Annotated in this window: 20 protein-coding genes; 13 read left to right on the top strand and 7 right to left on the bottom strand. The window is 32.2% G+C overall.

Annotated elements, in window-relative coordinates:
• The first annotated feature begins 40 nt into the window (after positions 1-40).
• Entirely contained in the window at positions 41-1318 is a 1278-nt protein-coding gene (locus BM239_RS14270) for a replication-associated recombination protein A (protein ID WP_092209829.1), read from the top strand.
• On the opposite strand, the gene BM239_RS14265 is transcribed toward BM239_RS14270, so the two are convergent.
• From BM239_RS14265 to radC, 4 genes are read right to left on the bottom strand one after another with little or no spacing between them, the layout of a single operon-like run.
• Positions 1315-2079 carry a hypothetical protein gene (locus BM239_RS14265; protein WP_092209827.1) on the bottom strand — a complete coding sequence of 255 codons (765 nt, stop codon included), beginning with the start codon at positions 2077-2079 and terminating at the stop codon, positions 1315-1317. The genes BM239_RS14270 and BM239_RS14265 overlap by 4 nt on opposite strands.
• A 32-nt stretch (positions 2080-2111) precedes the next feature.
• Positions 2112-2801 carry a YjjG family noncanonical pyrimidine nucleotidase gene (locus BM239_RS14260; RefSeq protein ID WP_092209825.1) on the bottom strand — a complete coding sequence of 230 codons (690 nt, stop codon included), beginning with the start codon at positions 2799-2801 and terminating at the stop codon, positions 2112-2114.
• Positions 2791-4092 (bottom strand): polysaccharide deacetylase family protein, encoded by a 1302-nt coding sequence (locus BM239_RS14255; RefSeq protein ID WP_092209823.1) that lies wholly within the window; start codon positions 4090-4092, stop codon positions 2791-2793. The genes BM239_RS14260 and BM239_RS14255 overlap by 11 nt, the downstream gene beginning before the upstream one ends.
• A complete protein-coding gene (gene radC / locus BM239_RS14250; protein WP_092209821.1) occupies positions 4092-4790 on the bottom strand; it encodes a RadC family protein in 699 nt (232 codons plus the stop codon). Before radC ends, BM239_RS14255 begins: the two co-directional genes overlap by 1 nt.
• 78 nt (positions 4791-4868) lie before the next feature.
• Here radC and BM239_RS14245 point away from each other — a divergent pair, with 78 nt between their 5' ends.
• From BM239_RS14245 to BM239_RS14230, 3 genes are all read left to right on the top strand, one after another.
• Positions 4869-5462, top strand: a complete 594-nt coding sequence (locus tag BM239_RS14245) for an FMN-binding negative transcriptional regulator (protein WP_092209819.1) — start codon at positions 4869-4871, stop codon at positions 5460-5462.
• A 5-nt stretch (positions 5463-5467) separates the two neighbouring features.
• A complete protein-coding gene (locus tag BM239_RS14240) occupies positions 5468-6331 on the top strand; it encodes a TraB/GumN family protein (protein WP_092209817.1) in 864 nt (287 codons plus the stop codon).
• Between the two features lie 313 nt (positions 6332-6644).
• Positions 6645-7337: a CPBP family intramembrane glutamic endopeptidase gene (locus BM239_RS14230; RefSeq protein ID WP_092209812.1), complete on the top strand. Its 693-nt coding sequence runs from the start codon at positions 6645-6647 to the stop codon at positions 7335-7337.
• A gap of 185 nt (positions 7338-7522) precedes the next feature.
• On the opposite strand, the gene BM239_RS14225 is transcribed toward BM239_RS14230, so the two are convergent.
• A complete protein-coding gene (locus tag BM239_RS14225) occupies positions 7523-9379 on the bottom strand; it encodes a B12-binding domain-containing radical SAM protein (RefSeq protein WP_092209810.1) in 1857 nt (618 codons plus the stop codon).
• Positions 9380-9489: 110 nt separating this feature from the next.
• Between BM239_RS14225 and BM239_RS14220 the strand changes: the two genes are divergently transcribed.
• Both BM239_RS14220 and BM239_RS14215 read left to right on the top strand, forming a co-directional pair.
• Positions 9490-10455: a tRNA dihydrouridine synthase gene (locus BM239_RS14220; protein ID WP_092209808.1), complete on the top strand. Its 966-nt coding sequence runs from the start codon at positions 9490-9492 to the stop codon at positions 10453-10455.
• A 76-nt stretch (positions 10456-10531) separates the two neighbouring features.
• A complete protein-coding gene (locus tag BM239_RS14215) occupies positions 10532-11041 on the top strand; it encodes a GreA/GreB family elongation factor (RefSeq protein WP_092209806.1) in 510 nt (169 codons plus the stop codon).
• A 131-nt stretch (positions 11042-11172) separates the two neighbouring features.
• On the opposite strand, the gene BM239_RS14210 is transcribed toward BM239_RS14215, so the two are convergent.
• Entirely contained in the window at positions 11173-12096 is a 924-nt protein-coding gene (locus tag BM239_RS14210) for a LysR family transcriptional regulator (protein WP_092209804.1), read from the bottom strand.
• A 103-nt stretch (positions 12097-12199) separates the two neighbouring features.
• Between BM239_RS14210 and BM239_RS14205 the strand changes: the two genes are divergently transcribed.
• Genes BM239_RS14205 through BM239_RS14195 form a run of 4 tightly spaced genes read left to right on the top strand, consistent with a single transcriptional unit; the run spans position 12200 to position 16574 of the window.
• Entirely contained in the window at positions 12200-12517 is a 318-nt protein-coding gene (locus BM239_RS14205; protein ID WP_092209968.1) for a hypothetical protein, read from the top strand.
• A gap of 12 nt (positions 12518-12529) precedes the next feature.
• Positions 12530-12697, top strand: coding sequence for a hypothetical protein (locus tag BM239_RS15460; RefSeq protein ID WP_177209056.1), 168 nt, complete (start codon positions 12530-12532; stop codon positions 12695-12697).
• A 44-nt stretch (positions 12698-12741) separates the two neighbouring features.
• The gene (locus BM239_RS14200; RefSeq protein ID WP_092209802.1) at positions 12742-14172 is read left to right on the top strand and encodes a proton-conducting transporter transmembrane domain-containing protein; all 1431 of its coding nucleotides are present in this window, start codon (positions 12742-12744) and stop codon (positions 14170-14172) included.
• A 5-nt stretch (positions 14173-14177) separates the two neighbouring features.
• On the top strand, positions 14178-16574 hold the full coding sequence (locus BM239_RS14195) for a DUF2309 domain-containing protein (RefSeq protein WP_092209800.1): 2397 nt from the start codon (positions 14178-14180) through the stop codon (positions 16572-16574).
• 563 nt (positions 16575-17137) lie between these two features.
• On the opposite strand, the gene BM239_RS14185 is transcribed toward BM239_RS14195, so the two are convergent.
• Entirely contained in the window at positions 17138-17530 is a 393-nt protein-coding gene (locus BM239_RS14185) for a hypothetical protein (protein ID WP_092209798.1), read from the bottom strand.
• Between the two features lie 84 nt (positions 17531-17614).
• On the opposite strand from BM239_RS14185, the gene xerA reads away from it, so the two are divergent.
• The 3 genes from xerA to BM239_RS14170 form a co-directional block, all read left to right on the top strand.
• Positions 17615-18745: a site-specific tyrosine recombinase/integron integrase gene (xerA, locus tag BM239_RS14180; protein WP_092209795.1), complete on the top strand. Its 1131-nt coding sequence runs from the start codon at positions 17615-17617 to the stop codon at positions 18743-18745.
• Between the two features lie 66 nt (positions 18746-18811).
• Positions 18812-19390: a Panacea domain-containing protein gene (locus BM239_RS14175; protein WP_245758246.1), complete on the top strand. Its 579-nt coding sequence runs from the start codon at positions 18812-18814 to the stop codon at positions 19388-19390.
• Between the two features lie 3 nt (positions 19391-19393).
• Positions 19394-19711 (top strand): hypothetical protein (locus BM239_RS14170; protein ID WP_218151659.1); only part of this gene is annotated, 318 nt, incomplete at its 3' end.

The raw sequence follows: 19711 nt of genomic DNA, 5'->3' as shown, positions 1-19711 counted from the left end.
GCATTCTAAAAGAACCTATAATTATTTTTAAATTTACAATATGAATGAACCTTTAGCAGAACGTTTACGTCCTAAAACACTTAACGACTATATAAGTCAGGCACATTTAATTGGGCCTAATGGCACCTTAACCAACCAAATAAAGCAAGGTTTAATTCCATCGCTAATTTTTTGGGGACCACCAGGTATTGGAAAAACAACATTAGCCCATATTATTGCCACGGAATCTAATAGGCCATTTTATACATTGAGTGCTATAAATTCTGGTGTTAAGGATATCAGAGACGTCATAGATAAGGCAAAACAATCTGGCGGTTTATTCACGACAAAAAATCCCATTTTATTTATTGATGAAATTCATCGTTTTAGTAAATCACAGCAAGACTCTTTATTACAGGCAGTAGAAAAAGGTTGGGTAACGCTAATTGGAGCTACAACTGAAAATCCGAGTTTTGAAGTTATTCCGGCTTTACTATCACGTTGTCAAGTTTATATTTTAAATGCCTTTAATAAAACCGATTTAGAAGCACTTTTAAAACGTGCCATTGAAAAAGACACCTACTTATCCCAAAAAAAAATTATATTACAAGAAACAGAAGCTTTAATCCGTATTTCTGGAGGTGATGCACGAAAATTGTTAAACATATTTGAACTGATAGTCAATTCACAAGAAACTGATAATATAATTATAACTAATGAACTTGTTACCCAACGTATTCAAAATAATACAGCAAGATATGACAAAACAGGTGAGCAGCATTATGATATAATTTCTGCACTCATAAAATCAATTCGCGGGAGTGACCCAAATGCTGCTGTGTATTATCTTGCACGTATGATAGAAGGTGGAGAAGATGTAAAATTTATAGCAAGACGCCTGCTTATTTTATCTAGTGAAGATATTGGCAACGCCAATCCAACTGCATTAGTAATTGCTAATAACACCTTCCAGGCTGTCTCAACGATTGGGAATCCTGAATCTCGAATTATTTTAAGCCAATGTGTCACTTATTTAGCTTGTTCACCAAAAAGTGATGCCGCTTATAAAGCTATTGGCAAAGCCCAACAAATTGTTCGTGATACTGGCGATTTAAGTGTGCCTCTATCAATAAGAAATGCACCAACCAAATTAATGAAAGAAATTGGTTATGGCGAAAATTACCAATATGCACATAATTATGAAAATAATTTTGCCAATCAAGAATTTCTACCCAAAGAAATAAGCAATACCCGATTCTACGAACCTGGTAATAACTCACGTGAAAATGCCCAGAGAGAATTTCTAAAAGAGCGTTGGAAAGAAAAATACGGTTATTAAAACGTTACATTTAAAGTTTGAACTTGTAGCGATCCATCAGCAATTGTTTTTGCAATTACCCATTTATCGTTTAATTTATAAACGGTGGCTTGCATTCCCTCTACCATATAAAACTCTTCTTTACCAGAAAAAATTAGTTTATAAACCACTTCACCTTTACTGTTTAATAACTCATAATTAATAACATCTATCTTTCTAGCTGTTAAAGGTTGATCCATATCTGCACCATTAGACTTCGAATCTGATTGCGCTACACCTATAACAGATGGTGCAATAGCAGTAGATTTTTCTGTATTTGCTGAAACAGCCTTTTGTTCTGAAATTTTAGGGTTGTAACTATAATTTAATGTGTCAAATGACTCAAATGCTTCTCGTAAAGATAAATTATAAGCTACTTTATATTTTTTTTCTCGAGACTGCCCTACTCCCGAAGTGTAAACAACCTGTTTTTGACAGTTTTTAAGCTCAACTCTGAATTTAGTTACAAAAATGCTCGACTCATTTAAGACATCGGCCCATAATGCCAAACAACCATTATTTATTAAATCATTGGGAAGAGGTTCATCATTCATTAAAGCTATAAAACCTTGCTTTTCAAACAAAAACTTGGTTAATGAATTTAGCTGATATTGATCTGGTTCTGTACAAAAATCATAAGTAGTTGGAATAATAACATATTTATAATGATCCAAATCAGTTTGTGAAAAGCTGAATTGAAAAGTAATAAATAAAACAAATAAAAAAGTGATTTTTCTTTTCATGATTTTAAAATAAAATTAAAGATACATTAAAATTATAAATAGGCTTTTAATTCTTTCAAGTTTGTAACTTGCTTAATGCTATTATCAATTTTCAAGCCATGATAATTAAAACAAATAGCATCCATACCAAAATTTAGAGCGCCTAATACATCAGCCTCTAAATTATCACCTATCATTAAACTCGTTGTCTTATTGGCTACGGCCAGATTAAGTGCATAATCAAAAATAATGGGATTGGGTTTTTTAACACCTGCTAGTTCAGAATTAGTAACAGTTTTAAAGTAATTTGAAATTTTGGATTGATTCATTTTCTTTTCCTGTGCTTCATGGAAACCATTAGTAATTATATGTAAACGATAATTAGGTTGTAAATAGTCTAACAACTCCAAAGTGCCATCAAATAAATGGTTGAAGGTTGGTAAATTAACAATATAGTCTGCTGACAATTGATTAATAACGTCATCATGAACTATCATTTTAATAGAATCAAAACTTTCTTTGAGTCTCTTGTATCTTAAAGATTCTTTATCAATTTTATCGTTTCTATATAATTTCCAGTAGTTTAAATTTATAGGCTCATAAACACTTAAAAATTTTTGTAAATCAACATCAATACTATGCGCTTTAAATATTTTATTAAATGTTAAAGCTGAATTTTTATCAAAATCCCAAAGCGTATGATCTAAATCAAAAAAAATATCTGTTATACCTTTAATCTTCATGTACTGAATCTAATATCATATTAAACAATTCTTTAAAACCACGCCAACGTTCAATATCACTAAACGTATAATTATGAAAAACAGAAACAAATTCACCATTTACAGCTTTTACTTGATTAATAACACGTTGTAGTGATTCCTTTTTATCTAACAAGGAATGATGCTTTAAAAGTGTATAATCCATTACATGGTATGCTGTTATTTTTAAAGGTGTTTGAATTTCAAAATCTAAATCATAAAAGAAAAAAGGTGTGCATGTACCGGCTCGAAAACCACTGTGATTAACATAACCCATGGTATAATCTTCAAGGATTTCCAATTCCACCAAATTTCTGTAGGAAACAGGTAAATTTAATTTAGAGAACGATTGTCTAGAGGCTACTAACGAGGTGTTTACTATAGATTCCATGCGCCGTTTCTCCTTTTTTAAAATAGCTAAATTATCCAATGCAAAATAAGATGCTTTTAGGCCAACATGACTGTAGTCTGCAACTTGCTTTATAAGCGAAATAAATTCTTTTTTTTGAGCATTTATACCTTTATCGAAAGTTGAATAATCTCCGATCAAGAAAAAAAATAAAAACTTATTTTTATGTTGCTTTTGTCTGTTTATAATATACTTGAAGGTATCATCGGGATCATGTTTAAGGCCTAATAAAACCATAAATCGCATATACAGTCTATGAAATTTAAATCCTATAACGTCCTTAAGGGTTCCACCCACAGTCCGCATTAAACCTTTAGATTTAAAGCTGAATGCAGAAGGTACATCTATAATTGGTTTTATTGAATACGTTTTATCAGGAAAAACAAAATCTGGATATTGATTTTGTAAAATTTGTTTGAATTTATAAGCCCAAATATCTACTACCGGCTGATGAAGAAAACCAAATTTATATGCCAAACTTTCTTCAGCTGTAAAACGGCCAAATTCATCTTTTACATGCGGTAAATACTCCTCATACCGACTCAACAAATAAAAAGTGGCTGCAAACATATCAAATGGCATACAACTCTTATCGTTTGTAGTGAAAAAACATTTAGTATCTTCCCAATCATGAACTTGAATTTCAACATCGGATAAGCCTTGCTCAAAAAGTAATTCATGACTTTTTATAAACAACTCATTGCTTAAGGGTTGTTTAGCATAGGAGATTTTGATAGAATTATGTGAAATAAACTCTTCTACTGTTGTTGTAAAGGTTACAGGAATATTCAATATACGTGTAAAAACATGCTTAAATGCATATTTTACTCTTGGTGTTATTTTATGTGTGTATATGAGAATCATTACAGTAGGTTGTCATCTGCAAAGCTAAAATAGGCCTTTTCCGTTATTATAAGATGATCTAATACTTTAATATCTAAACTTTCGCCAGCTTTTTTTAATTTTTGAGTAATGTGTTTATCAGCTTCGCTGGGTTTTAAAGTTCCAGATGGATGGTTATGAGCTAAAATAAGCCCTACTGCTCCAAACTCTAAAGCATTTTTAAGTACCAAACGTACATCAACCAAAGTTCCTGTAATACCACCTTTACTTAACTGCTGTTTCTGAATAACTTTATTCGCATTATTTAAATAAATTATCCAAAATTCCTCATGTGGTAATTCACCAATTATGGGCTGCATAAGTTCAAAAACGGATGCACTCGATGTAATATTTTTTCGTTCTAGAGCATCTTCTCCCCGACGTCTCCTTCCCAATTCCATAGCAGCTGCAATTGAAATAGCTTTGGCTTCACCAATTCCTTTAAAATCCATGAGTTGTTTGATACTTAATTTCCCCAACTGATTTAAATTATTATCTACACTCGCTAAAATACGCTTGCATAAATCTAAAGCACTTTCGTTTCTACTACCTGAACCAATGATTATTGCCACAAGCTCGGCATCACTTAAAGCAGATCTGCCTTTATCCCGCAATTTTTCGCGAGGCTGATCGTCTTGAGACCAATTTTTTATGGAGAATGATGGTGCTTTTTCTGGCATCTGTTAAAGATAAATATTGTAAATTTCAACTGCAATAAATTAATAACATAAATAGTAATTAAAAGAGCAACTTAAATTTTGAACTATCCACCAAAAGAGCATCAAGAAACAAATATCCAGCATGTTATGACTGTGATAAAAAATTATCCGCTGGCAACCGTAATTTCAGTTTCTAACCATGAGCCTGTAATAACCCATATTCCTTTAATATTACAAAATAATGAATTAATTGGTCATTTGGACGCTAATAATCCACACACAGAATTGTTAAAAAACCAAAATAAAGTCACCATTATTTTTTCAGGACCACAATGTTATATTTCGCCTAGTATTTACTCTTCTAAACAATTACCTACTTGGAATTATGTAAAAGTACATATTGAAGGTACTGTTACTGAAATTACTGATCCCAATATTATAAAGCAAAGTATGGTGGACATGACAACTTTTTTAGAATCTCCAGAACATAAATTTCAGTTAGATTATCAAGACCCAAGAATGGAAAAATATCTGCCTTATGTTAAGAGTTTTAAGGTTGTTATTACTAACTGGGAGGGCAAATTTAAACTCTCACAAAATAAAAGTATTGAAGACTTTAATAGAGCCAAAACTGAAATGATAAAACGCAACCAAGTTGACATTACAAGTTTTTTAAACGAAATAATCGAATAATATCGATGAAAAAAACTGTCTGTATCATTTTGCTGTTAACATTATGCGTTACGGCATACTCTCAAAACACCATTCTATGGAAAGTAAGCGATACGCTAAACCAAAAAACCTCATACATTGTTGGAACATTTCATCAGTTTGGTAATTCATTTGTAGATAGTATTCCACAGATACAGAAAGCACTTTTAGCATCTGAACTGTGTGTTTTTGAATCTATTGATAATACCGATAGCGCACGTAACCTGATTAATTCTCGGCAAGCAACAAACCAGATTGAATCTGGTTTAAAAAAACGTGACCTAAAAAAACTTAAAACAATTGCTGAAAATTGGAAGGTAGATTTATATAAGCTTAAACCATTAGAATTACGCTGGAAACTACAACAAGAGTATCAAAAAGAAATCTGTAAAACTGTTAAACCTACTGATACTTGGGATCATTTTGATAATTACTTGATCCATATTGCTAAAAGTAATACTATTCCAGTTTTAGGTTTAGAAACGGATAGTTTACAACTAGAATTTATAACAAAGGAAAATAAAAACCCTAATTGGAAACAAGAACGCAAAACAATTTCAAAGCTTATACAAGAACTTACCACCAATAAACCTAACACAAATTATTGTGAGTTTGCCAACAAATACAGGAATTTTGAACTTGATTATAAGTTTGAGGACCCTTGTCCAGAAAGCATACTCATAAAACAGCGTAATTCAGATTGGCTAAATTTGATACCAGATTTATTAAAAACAAAAAACACCTTTATAGCTGTTGGTTATGCACATCTACGTAATAGCTGCGGCCTTTTAGAACAATTAAGCCAACATGGCTTTTTAGTAGAGGCTGTTGTACTGAAAAGTAATGATTAATAGTTGTTATAAGTGACGTTGTATAACAATTACAACTATAAGTTTTTTTTTGCTGTAAATTGATTAGATGGGTATTGTTAACTGATTGTATTCTTTTGTTTTAGTGTATATTAGAAAAACACTAATATTTAAATTATTAATATGGACTTTTAATTCAATAATTGGACAAAATATGAATGGAAAATGTACTCGGAAAGACATTGACTCAAGTAATGATAAAAAAGGATATCTAGGTTTTCAACTTCTCGAAATCGACAATGATAATGTTGATATATACACTGATTTTTCACTTAAAGAAAAAATAACCAAGTAAATGATAGGAATTTTAGTCATAATTACCATTTCGTGGTTGCTGTTATACCTGATTGAAAAGCAGCACATTTTGGCATTAGGTTTTTTTCCAATTGGAAAAAGATTAAAACAATTCTTATTCGGATTTTTAATTACTGGAATACTTTGCGTGCTTGTTCAATGTTTAGAATCATATCTTACATCTTCGACTTGGATTTTAAATAAAGATATTACAGCCCGAATTATACTAAAATCGTTTTGGTGGGATTTTAAATCTGTAATGACAGAAGAATTAATTTTTCGTGGAGCAGTATTGTATATTCTCATTCAAAAAATAGGCTCCAGAAAAAGCATTTTAATTTCTGCAATTGCATTCGGAATTTATCATTGGTTCTCATACGGAGTTTTAGGTAATGTTATGGCAATGATTTTAGTTTTTATTGGAACTGGATTAATGGGTTACGCTTGGGCTTGGGCATTTTCAAAAACTAAATCAATAATGCTACCTTTAGGACTTCATTTAGGTTGGAATTTTATTCATAACACGCTTTTTTCAAAAGGCCCTTTGGGCGAATTAGTCCTAATTTCCAAAGGTGGAACTGAATTGACCGATTGGGCTTCATTATTAAATTTTACTAGTGGACTAGTTATGGCTCCTATTTTTGTTATAATTTATGTGATATTTTTTGTAAAAGAGGAGACAGAAACAAAATAACAATATGCTTATCATCGAGAATATTTAAAAATAGTTTAACCTAATTACAAAAAAATAAGCGCGTTTCGTAATAACTTCAAAATGTTGGATAGTAATTGGAATTTATCTGCTACCGGTAATTAAGTACTATTTATTCACTAAATTAGTTGAGAAACCACGCAGCAAGCCATATTCAAAATAGTTTATCAATCCAAAAAACCGGCAATCAAATCTTTTGGATGGGTTGTATCAGGAACTGGAAATTCAAACCAACTAGACATACTTTTTTCAAAACCTAGCTTATTTAAATAATTGTGTAAGGCCAAATTTAAACCTTTGGTATATTTAGGATGACTGGCACCTAGTGGATCTTGATGGTATAAATCGTTTTGAGCAAATCCTTCAAAAGCAGGTCCCGTTATTTCTATACCAAATGCTTCCGGATTTTGCCCAATAGGACTATGAATGGTCGTTGTAAACTGATGCCAATATGCCGATTGAATACAGTTATGTTCAAACAATTGCCTAACCACTTCCAAAGCGTCTATTGTTTCTTGTTCAGTTTGAGTAGGAAACCCATACATTAAATACGCATGAACCATAATGTTATTTTGAGAAAAATTATGAGTTACCCGTGTTACTTGAGCAATATCAACACCTTTTTTCATTTTCGCTAGTAGTCTATCAGAAGCCACTTCCAATCCACCAGTTACCGCAATACAACCCGATTTTGCCATAAGCTGACACAAGTCAAAGTTGAAAGTTTTTTCGAATCGGATATTTGTCCACCAAGTAATTTTCACACCTCTCTCCAATAATACATTGGATAAAGCACGGAGCATTTTGGGTGGAGCCGCTTCATCTACAAAATGAAAACCGGTTATACCAGTGTCGTTTATTATTTTTTCTATTTTATCGACTAAATCGTGGGCTGTTGTATTTTGGTAATTACCAATATAATCTAACGTAACATCACAAAATGTACATTGTTTCCAGTAACAGCCATGGGAAATGGTTAGTTTATTCCATCTGGCATCTGTCCACATCCTATGCATGGGGTTTACAACATCTAAAAAAGAGACATATTTATCAAAGGGTAAACCAGAATAGTCGGGTGCTGGTAAATTTTTATGATGGTAAATGGTATTTGGTATTTTATTTTTATAAACCACTTTACCTTGTTCCAAAACAAATGTCCGTTCTAAATCATCTATAGAAATATGACCCTCCAGATAATTAACCATTTTAAGTAAAGGACCTTCGCCATCATCCAATGAAATAAAATCTACAAATTCAAAAATCCGTGAATCGGTAAGCGATCGTAATTCGGTATTGCAATAGCCACCACCAAAAGCTACATGAACATCTGGAAAAAGCTGTTTTATAAATTGCGCACAACGCAAAGCTGCAAATAAATTCCCTGGAAATGGAATGGTAAAACAAACCAAATTAGGTGCTTCGGTTTCAATTTGTTCGACCAAAATATCCAGCATTTTCTCTTCAATGATTGTCGGTTGGTAACTTAAAAATTCATCGAGCTGATCAAAACTGCTAGCCGAAGTTCCTATTTGTTCTGCATATTTAGTAAACGCGAAAAACTCGTCTACATTGGCTTGTATAAAATCGCCAATTTCTTCAATAAAAAGGGTTCCAAAATGCTTGGCTTTATCTATAATACCAATGTCTCCTACATCCCAAATAATTTCTGTATTTACTCTGGATAACCGATGGCCTTTTGGTAAAAAATTTGGTTCCAAAATTTCATGAGCCACTTTAATATCTTGCTTCTGAAGAAATGCGATAACAACATCAACTCTTGAAATGTAGTGCTCTTTCATCCTTCTCATTTCAGGATAGTAATAATTCTCCATGTCTGCTGCTTCCTGAAACATAACACGTAGAAATTTGCCTGTAAAAATAGCGGTAAACAGCTCAATACTCAAATCGCAATGTGTAACAGATATCTGATGTTCTTCTAAAAACCCTTTTAAATAGGCAGTAGCAGGGTAAGCTGTGTTTAACTGCGTAAAGGGTGGCGTAATAAAGAGGATTTTAGATTGCATCCTGCAAAGATAGCGTACTTTAAAATAAGTTGCTTAAAATGGTATCATATTATGTCTATAAATCCAAACCATAAAGCAAAAAACCTATCTTTGCCCAACTAAATAACATCATGGCTCATACGCTTCTTTCATCGCCTTTACAAGGTTTTACAGATTTCAGGTTTCGCAATGCTTTTAATGAGTACTTTGGTGGTATTGACACTTTTTATGCTCCATATATTAAGCTTAATGGTAAACTGAAGATTAAACAATCTTATCAAAACGATTTATTGCCAGAAAACAATGCTACTATAGAAGTGATTCCGCAAGTAATGACTAACGATCCTAATGAGTTTTTATTTGTTACCAAATATATTCAAAGTTTAGGTTACAAAGAACTAAATTGGAATTTAGGGTGCCCATATCCCATGGTTACCAAATCTGGAATGGGTTCTGGTTTAATTTGTAACCCATCACGAATTGACGAAGTTTTACATAAAGCACATAATGAAACGGATATTTTGGTTTCTATGAAAATGCGCATGGGTTATGAACATGCTGAAGAAATTTTAAATGCCTTCCCTATTTTAGACAACTATCCGCTTAAAAATATTGCAATTCATGCCAGAATTGGCAAGCAACTTTATAAAGGCCCTGTAGATTTAGATGCGTTTGAAAGATGCATTAGTAGCACCAAACACAAATTGTATTATAATGGTGATATTACCAGTGTATCCGCTTTTAAAGCTATGGAAAAACGCTTTCCGAGTATTGATCATTTTATGATAGGTCGTGGTCTAATTGCCGATCCATTTTTACCCAGCATGATAAAAAACAACACCACTGCATACCCTGAAAATAGATGGGAAATTTTCTCCAAATTTCATGATACTATTTATCAGCAATACGATGAATACTTGTCTGGACCAACACCTATAAAAATGAAAATGCTCGGCTTTTGGGAATTCTTTTCACAGTCAACTTCCAACCCACAGAAAGTCTATAAAGCTATAAAAAAAGCTTCAAATCCAGTAAAATACAGACAAGCCGTTGACAAAATTATAACTAATGAAATGGCACTTGCCAGCAAATTATAATATTAGTTTGATTCGGTTTGATTATTCAGAATAATTCTTTAGTTTGATAGCTTGTCAATTAAAAACAAAACATATCATGAGTAGAGGGTTTGTAAAAGAAGAGGATCAAGAAGACATACCATTTGTTGCGCCACGAGCTCACCTACCGGAAGGCATAACCAACTATGTAACACAAAATGGTATGAATGAGCTGTTATTGGAGAAACAAGCTTTTTCTGATGAGAAAGAAGACTTAAACATTACCAACGAAAAAGAAAGGCGTATAGCCATAAACCATATTAACGCCAAATTGCAATTACTCATAAACAGAATAGCAACGGCAAAAATTGTTGATTTATCCAAACAGCCACAAGATGAAATTCGTTTTGGCGCATGGGTAACCCTTAAAGTTGGAGGCGCTAAAACACCTCAAAAATATCAAATAGTAGGTGTGGATGAAGCCGATATTGCTAAAGGCAAAATCTCTTTTATCTCACCAATTGCAAAATTGTTAACTAATAAAAAAATAGGCGAAAAAGCCATTTTAAAACTCGCCAAAGAGGATCGGATTTTTGAAATTTTAAACATTGCTTACCTCAATAATTAATTATTTTTTACTTTATAAAACAATGGACTTTAATAAAGTTAATACATGCTATTTTTAAAATTTAACGTGTGAAGCATCTCCAAAATCCATTTGGTTTATAATAATTGTATCATAGAGGCTTATATATGAGATTAGTGCTGGGCAATCCATGAAAACTTTTCTTGGATGATTGCCTCTTTTTTTTCATCTATAAAACGCAGGTAGGCTTCAGCAACAGGAGACAATTTTTTTGATTTCAACCAGATTAAATTCCAGTTAGTAACAATTGGCAGACCTTTAACTGGTATAATTTGAAGATCATTATTTTTGATACCATTTTTCACTCCTATTAAAGGCATTATAGAACATCCCAATCCTGATAACACTGCTTGTTTAACTGCTTCATTTGATGTAAGCTCAATTTTTTTATTTACAGAAAAGTTGTTTTTAGTAATAAACTGCTCCATGGCATTTCGAGTTGCGGAACCTTGTTCACGATAAATTAAAGGGGTGTTTTCAAACAAGTTTTTTTTACTTTTTACTTTTTTTAAGTTTAATTGACTACTCCCTACTAAATAAAGGCTGTTTTTCATAAGTTCTACTTTCTGAACTTGTAATTTATTAGGTAAAACTGAAACCAAAGCAAAATCTACTTCATTCAATTCTAAACTTTCAATCACTCTAGCTTTATTGGTAACATCAATTATGAGATCTACACCCGAATTCAGCTTCATAAACTCTGAAAGAAAATAAGGCATTACATACTTTCCTGTAGAAACAATAGATATTTTCAACCTTCCAGAAAGTGCACCTTGATAGGATAACGTTTTATAATTAATGGCATTTACTTCCTGTAATATTTTATCAGCAGCTTGAGCAATCTCTTTACCAAACTCTGTGATATAAAGTTTTCTACCTACAACTTCTGTAAGTGGAATAGGAAACTGATCTTGAAAATTTTTTAACTGAATAGACACAGCTGGCTGTGTAAGATGAAGCGCTTCAGAAGCCTTTGTAACACTCTTTAATTCAGACACTTTAAGGAATATTTGAAGCTGATGCAACGTATAATTCATAAATAATTTTAATGTATACTATAACAAATATAAATAAAAATTTATGAATTCAATGTTTAATATTTGCATCGGAAATAAAAAATTAATCTTTAAAACAATTACAATGGAAACAAAAGAATTAACCAAAATCGAAAAAAAAACACAAAAAATTCAACTTGTAAAAGGGGCTTTTACACCTTCTGAAGCATCTCATGTTATTATGTCTCTTATTGATGAGAAAATTAATTTTCATAAAATTCAAAGACTTCAAAAATGGGAAGGTAATTATAAAAGCGATACTGTCGATTTGGACAACCGTATAACACAACTCATTAAAGAAAAAGAAATTGCTAGAGCGTTTATTGCGGACTCTATTAGCCAAAACCGCAATTTAAATATTAATGGCATTATTGAAATAAGTATAGACGAAACCAACAATTAAAGTTATAAAAATATGAGCAATTTGAAACCTTATGCCTTACCAACTTTTGGTATGCTAATTTTAATCATGTTTATAATATTAGCGTATGTACGTGAATCTGTTTTTCTTGATAAGCTATTAGTTTGCGGTTTTATTGTAACAACCATATACATTTCTAGATTACGAAGTAAGTTTCAATAAAAAAAGAATTACTGATTTCTTTATAAACAATCAAACTTTTAAAAATGACATCAAAATATCTACAATTAGAAACCACCTCAAATTTCATAACTAAAATACAATGGTTTTTGTGTATTGGTTTGTTTTCTTTCTTAGTACTTAATTACCCACATATTCCAGAATGGCAATACGGTTCTTTTTTTAAAATTAATGGCTTTACGCTGCTAATCTGGACACTTGTTACTTTTTTTAGTGCTTTAATAAGTAGTTTTGGAAAGAATTATCTTAAAGGGTTTAGGTATCACGCTAGCTTCATGACATTAAGCTTGGGCTTTATTATGTCTATAATGCTTTTTGTAATGACCAACCATATGATACTTTTAATCGCTTTTTGGCTGTTGATGGGCTATTTTATGTCCAGACTAATAGGCGTTGATGCTGCATGGGGAGAAGCTAAAGAAGCCTCAAAACTGGCACTTAAATATTTTCTTATTAGTAGTCTGTTTTTAAGTATAGCGGTTTTCTTATTAGCATACCAAACGCAAGATTTTACATTAAATGGCATGATTTCCAAAGTCAATCAAATTCCCTATTCCATTACGGTTATATCTGGTATTTGTATTATTATTTCGGCTATCATTCAATCGGCTATATATCCTTTTCATCGCTGGTTGCTTTCTGCCATGACAGCTCCAACACCTGCATCAGCACTCATGCATGCAGGTTTTGTAAATGGTTCAGGTATTCTTCTAGCACTTTTCTCTACGGTATTATTTACCTCTAACACCTTAATTATTTTATTTATAATTGGCGGATTTACTGCTATCATAGCACAATTTACCAAACTTATACAAGTTAATGTAAAACAGAAGCTAGCCTGCTCCACTATAGCGCAAATGGGTTTTATGATAATGCAATGTGGTTTAGGTTTTTTCAATGCAGCAATAGTCCATTTAATCCTTCATGGGTTTTACAAAGCGTACTTGTTTCTATCCTCTGGAGAAAATATAGCACATTCAGAGCCTCAATCCCCTACAAACATAACTATAAAACCTTTACAAGCTATAGCTGTCCTTATATATAGTGCAATAGGAGCAGTGCTTTTTATCTATTTAACAGGTAAAAGTTTTGATGTTAACAGTAGTATTTTCCTAACGCTTATTGTTGCAATAACCGTCGGACAACTGACTTACAACATTGTTAAAGAGCCTAGCTTAAGCATTCTGCAAAAATCAATTTTACCACCTATTTTATTTATCTCTGGAATGGCTACCTATGCTTTAATGTACAACGGTGTAACAGTTTTAATGAATGATATGCCAATGGTACACGTACCAACATCTGTATCCTATTTAGAAATTACTTTTGGACTAATATTCTTAATTGGGTTCTTTATTATGAAACTGGGTATTTACCGAAAACACCCATGGATCTATGTCAAATTGCTGAACATCTCTCAGCCTAACAAAAAAACTGTTTTAATGTATAAATCTTAAGCATCATGATAAATCAAATTATTCAAAAAAATATTGAAGAAGCTTCGCATGTTATAGGAAAAACATGGCCATTATATGCATTTGTTACGTCAAACCCATTATCTGGTTATGAACAAAAATCTTTTAAAGAGGCCACTAAACAAGCTGAAGAGCTTTTGAATGCGAAAGTATTTCCAGAATCTGCACAATTTAGTCAGGCCTTACAAAAGGGATTTATTGATAGAAAAGAATTAATACTTTTACTTGAAGAAAACCAATTTTTTGATACTCCCGAGTCATATTTAAATGAAATGGTATCTTTCAAAAAAGTTGAAAAAATAAATGAAAACAACACTTTAGACAACATCGTTGCTAAATGGTTAGCAGCATTTATGGATGAGGGTTTAGCCGAATGGGATATGCCAAATAAACGTGAAGGTTTTTATAAAGCCTGGCGAAAACTTGCCTCTTTTGATAACCAATTACCAAAAACAAGCATTAAGGATATTCCAAACACAAGTGATGAAGCGCTTGAAGACATTTTAAAACATTATAAACCCAGCCAATATCTTAAAATATTTACTTACCATTTAGCCGCCTTACCAGGTTGGACAGGATACATAAACTATAGAAGCACCTCGCAATCAAAATGGCAAGAGAGCTACCCTATATCCTTAAAAGATTATTTAGCAGTAAGATTGTGGATTGCCAAAAAAATTAAAGCAACTATTTTACCTGAAAATGCTTTAACTACTACACCCACTACGATATCTAAACTGCAACATATTTGGCTAAAAGCTTGGGAAAAAAGTTGGCAAAACGAATTGGGAACCATTTTAAAAACGAAACAAATAGCGTTTTCAGAGACTCGCAAACAAACTCAAAATAATCTGGATGCCCAATTTGTTTTCTGTATCGATACCAGATCGGAATTAATTAGAAGACATGTGGAGCAAAATGGAGCATACGAAACTTTTGGATATGCAGGCTTTTTTGGAATTGCCATGGATTATCAAAATCTAAACAATGGACTAACTAGAAAGTCATGCCCACCTATTGTAAGTTCAGCTTATCATGTTTCGGAAACACCTAGTGAATATCAATCCGATAAAATAATTAAATACAAACAAAAAAATGAAATTATAAAATTTAGCACGTATTTTTTCAAAAGAATGAAAAACATGTTGCCATCAGCCTTTGGTTATGTAGAAGGTTCTGGATTATTTTATGGTATCTCTTTATTAGCTAGAACGCTATTTCCTAGTTTTACAAACAAGATAAACACGAAACAAATACCTGTACACGAAACGCTTTGTGAGCCAGAAATTAAAAAAGCGAGCAACGTACCTCAATCTGAAATTGATATTCCTTTAACTGAAAAGGTAGCCATTGTAAAATCTGCTTTTGATTTGATGGGATGGGACAAATTTGCACCAATTATCCTTTTTGTGGGTCATGGTAGTCACACTGCTAACAATCCCTTTGGATCAAGTTTAGATTGTGGAGCCTGTGCGGCTAGTCCAGGTCGACATAATGCTAGAATGCTTGCAAAATTAGCAAACCTTCCAGAAGTTAAACATGCATTAAGAGCTCAAGAAGGTATTGCCATTCCGAACAACACCATATTTATTGGAGGTGAGCACAATACTACCACAGATGAGATTTTATTATTTGATTCAGATGTTCCAGATTCTCACAAAAATGCTTTGCAAACCTTAAAAACAAATTTAAAAAAAGCACAACAAACAGCTACAGAAGAAAGATTAGGGGTTACAAGCAACAGTGTACGTGAAGCACATACAAAAGCAAACAATTGGGGAGAAACTAGACCTGAATGGGGTTTGGCTAAAAATGCTGGATTTATTATTGGGTCAAGAAACTTATCAAAAAATCATAATTTAGATGGACGTTGTTTTCTACACTCTTACAATTGGGAATTAGATCAAACCGGGAAAGCACTGGAAGGAATTATGCAAGGCCCCATGGTAGTAACGCAGTGGATAAATAACCACTACTATTTTTCAACCGTTGACAACCAGCTATTTGGAAGTGGAACAAAAATAACACATAATATCACTGGAAAATTTGGAGTTGTTCAAGGAAATGGAGGCGACCTTAAAATGGGACTTCCCCTGCAATCCATAAACCAAACAGATCTAGAAATGTATCATCAACCACTTCGATTATCAGTCGTTATTCATGCACCTCTAGATAGGGTAACTTCTATCCTTGAAAGAAACGGAAATCTAAAAAGCTTAATAGATAATGAATGGATTTATTTAATGGTAATGGACCCTGAATCTGAAAACATAATTCATACTTATCATAAAAATTTAGTTTGGAAAACTGCAACTGAAAAGAAAAACAACAAGGTTTCCTTAAAAAACAATTTTGTAAATAAGAAAATAGAAGTTCTCATATGAGGATAACGTTAATATAATTTAGTATAATTATTAGTGAGTCGTCCTAAAATAGGGAGACAAATATGAATAAACTCAAAAAAAACCAGAGAAGCTATTATCTCTGGTTTTTTTTGTTGTGTATAAATAAGGAGTTTTCCGAATAGAATTAAAATGTGTCTTTTTTAAATTTATTGGCAAATACCAGAGTTTACCTAACAAGTTTCCCAGAATTGGAGTCGCGATAAGAAAAAAAGATGTACCAAAACTTTTTTAAATTGCCGTTGGCCAAGTAGATTTTGGAGCGGAAAATTTTTTTTCAAATGGAAATCGTATTCACTTTGCAATTCGCCTGCAAGATAATCAAAAATTGTATGCATAAAAAAACGGTTTGACTTTCGTCAAACCGCTGTTTTCAATACGATTAAAATTTGTAGCGGGAACTGGACTCGAACCAGTGACCTTCGGGTTATGAGCCCGACCTCGACCGCTTTTTCAACACAAACACTGGTGGTTCGAGCTGTTACTTTCATGAAATCGTGTTCCAAATCGTGTTCCTGATTTTGTTCACATGATTGTACAATATATTAACCCAAAGGTACTTTTTTTAGCATATAATCCTGCCACTTAATGAGAATAAATTTCTCGTCCTTTTTAAGAAACCCAAATTCGTAAACAAATAGATAAATATCGTTATTGGCATTCTTCCAATAATGAGTGAAAAAATTTGGATTGAATCCTTGACCTAATAATATCTGACTTCTAACTGTAGCCAAACCTGATTTATTATAACTTTTAAGTATGCGCCGATTCTTCTTTAACTGATTATCTACCAAATTATAAAATCGAGGAGCTTCATCTAAATTTTTTTTATAGTGATACGAACTCCTACAATAAGAGTCACAAAACCTTTTGTCAGAACGTCCAACAATTAATTTTTCACAAGAAAGACATGATTTTGGGTTTTCATTGTTATTCATATATAAGCGTTATTTAAACGTTTAATATACGAATAAGAAACTACTTGATGATTTGAAATTAGTAGCTTTAATAAATAAAACCAAATGAAATTCAGTCAACACATTACCCTAAAGCATATTTTAATTGATGATAAAAAGTTCATTGGTCTTCAATTTTACGCAAATAAGGCACTGGACATACTTGTTAAAGAGCTTCAAGATATTAAATGGAGTGAAGAATTCAACATGTACTACGTGCCGAACAACAAACCCAATTTAGATAACATTTATAACATATTTAAGGGAGTGGCGTGGATAGACTCCAAATATTTTTTCCAACATACACGCTCAAAACAATTAGATGAAACGTTTAATATTGATTGGTACAGAAAGCGCGGAAAGTCTGAAAACTATAAATATTGTCCTGAATCCTATTTACAAAAACTTGAATTAAAGAAGTATGCTAATAACACTGTAAAGTCCTATATAAAGGCCTTTGAAGCATTTATTAATTATTATTATGATAAAGAGATTGATCATCTAAACGAAAATGATATAAGAGAATATTTACAAGTATTAACTCAAGAAAAACGCTCAAATTCCTATAATAACATTGCCATAAATAGCATAAAATTTTATTACGAAATTGTCCTAGGAATGCCCAATAGGCTATATAGAATAGAACGACCACGAGTAAAAATGAAATTACCTGTTGTTCTTGCTAAGGAAGACATTAAAAGAATGATTGACTGCACTCCAAACATAAAACATCGTTGTATTGTTAGTTTACTTTACTCTGCGGGACTGCGTAGAAGTGAACTACTAAATCTGCAAATTAGTGATATTGACAGCTCGCGAATGCTGATACATGTGAAGGATGCTAAAGGCAATAAAGAACGATACACACTGCTATCGAAGAATACTTTACATGATCTAAGAACCTATTATAAACAATGGAAACCAACAAACTACCTTTTTGAAAGTCCCAACAAAGGCAAATATAGCCCGAACAGTGTTGGCAAAATTGTAACTACTGCTGCCATTAAAGCAAAAATAAAAAAGAAAGTTAGTGCACATATTTTAAGACATAGTTTTGCAACACACTTACTTGAAGCAGGAACAGACATACGTTACATTCAAATTTTATTAGGGCACAGTTCAACAAAAACCACAGAAATTTACACCCATGTTGCAAAAAGTAGTTTTGATTCTATTAAAAATCCGTTAGATTTGTAGGTGTAGATATAATAGATATATACACACCATTATACATACACATACGTTGGCGGTAATTAGAACAAAATGAACACGTTAACTATAATATTACTTTTATCAACTATAATTTTCGTATATTTGTATGTTATTGAGCGAACTAAAGAAAAAATAGTTTACTTAAAAAAAACGGTACAAAAAACTAATGATATTATGGCTTACAGTCCAACAACAATAGCGAATTATTATATTCAAGAAAAAGCTAAACTTGGAACACTAACCTCAATGAAATTAATTAAGTTAGTTTATTTAGCTTATGCTTGGTATATAACACTATCAAACGGAGAAAAAAGACTTACAGAGGAAAAAAGTCAAGCTTGGAAATATGGGCCTGTTTTCCCTTCCCTTTATAAAATTATAAAGCAAGAGGGAAAAATAAATATAGACAAACCTTTACCAAATAGTAAAGAAGAGGTGATTGTATCTGAAGATGCAGAATTTTTAGATAGGATTTGGGAACTATACGGAAAATATAATGGAGTTGAATTAAGTGCAATGACACACGCAGAAGGAACACCTTGGAGAGAAGTTTATTGTAGAGATTGTAACTCTGAAATACCTGATGAGTCTATAATCAACCACTACAAACCAAAATTAAAGACTGCATAAATATTGGCTGATTTAAATAAACTTCCAGACGACAGACCTGACCAATTTAATGACGCAGATATAGATGAAGCAATATCGGATGTTAAAGATTGGAACAATGATATATCACCAAAAGATGAGCGATATAAGGGAGAAACAATATTACGTGAGAATTTAGCAATTGCTTTCACTATAATAATAACTTTTTGGTTATTGGCTGTGTTACTACTTTTAGTAGGAAATACTTATAATTATAAATTAAGTGATAGTGTGTTAAATACCCTACTAATTACAACTACTGCTAATGTAATTGGAATGATGGCAATAATATTAAAAAATCTA

The organism is Algorimicrobium echini, assembly GCF_900115185.1.
GTDB classification, from domain to species: domain Bacteria; phylum Bacteroidota; class Bacteroidia; order Flavobacteriales; family Flavobacteriaceae; genus Algorimicrobium; species Algorimicrobium echini.
Note: the sequence above shows the minus strand (reverse complement) of the source record. Positions and strands in the feature narration are given on the sequence as shown.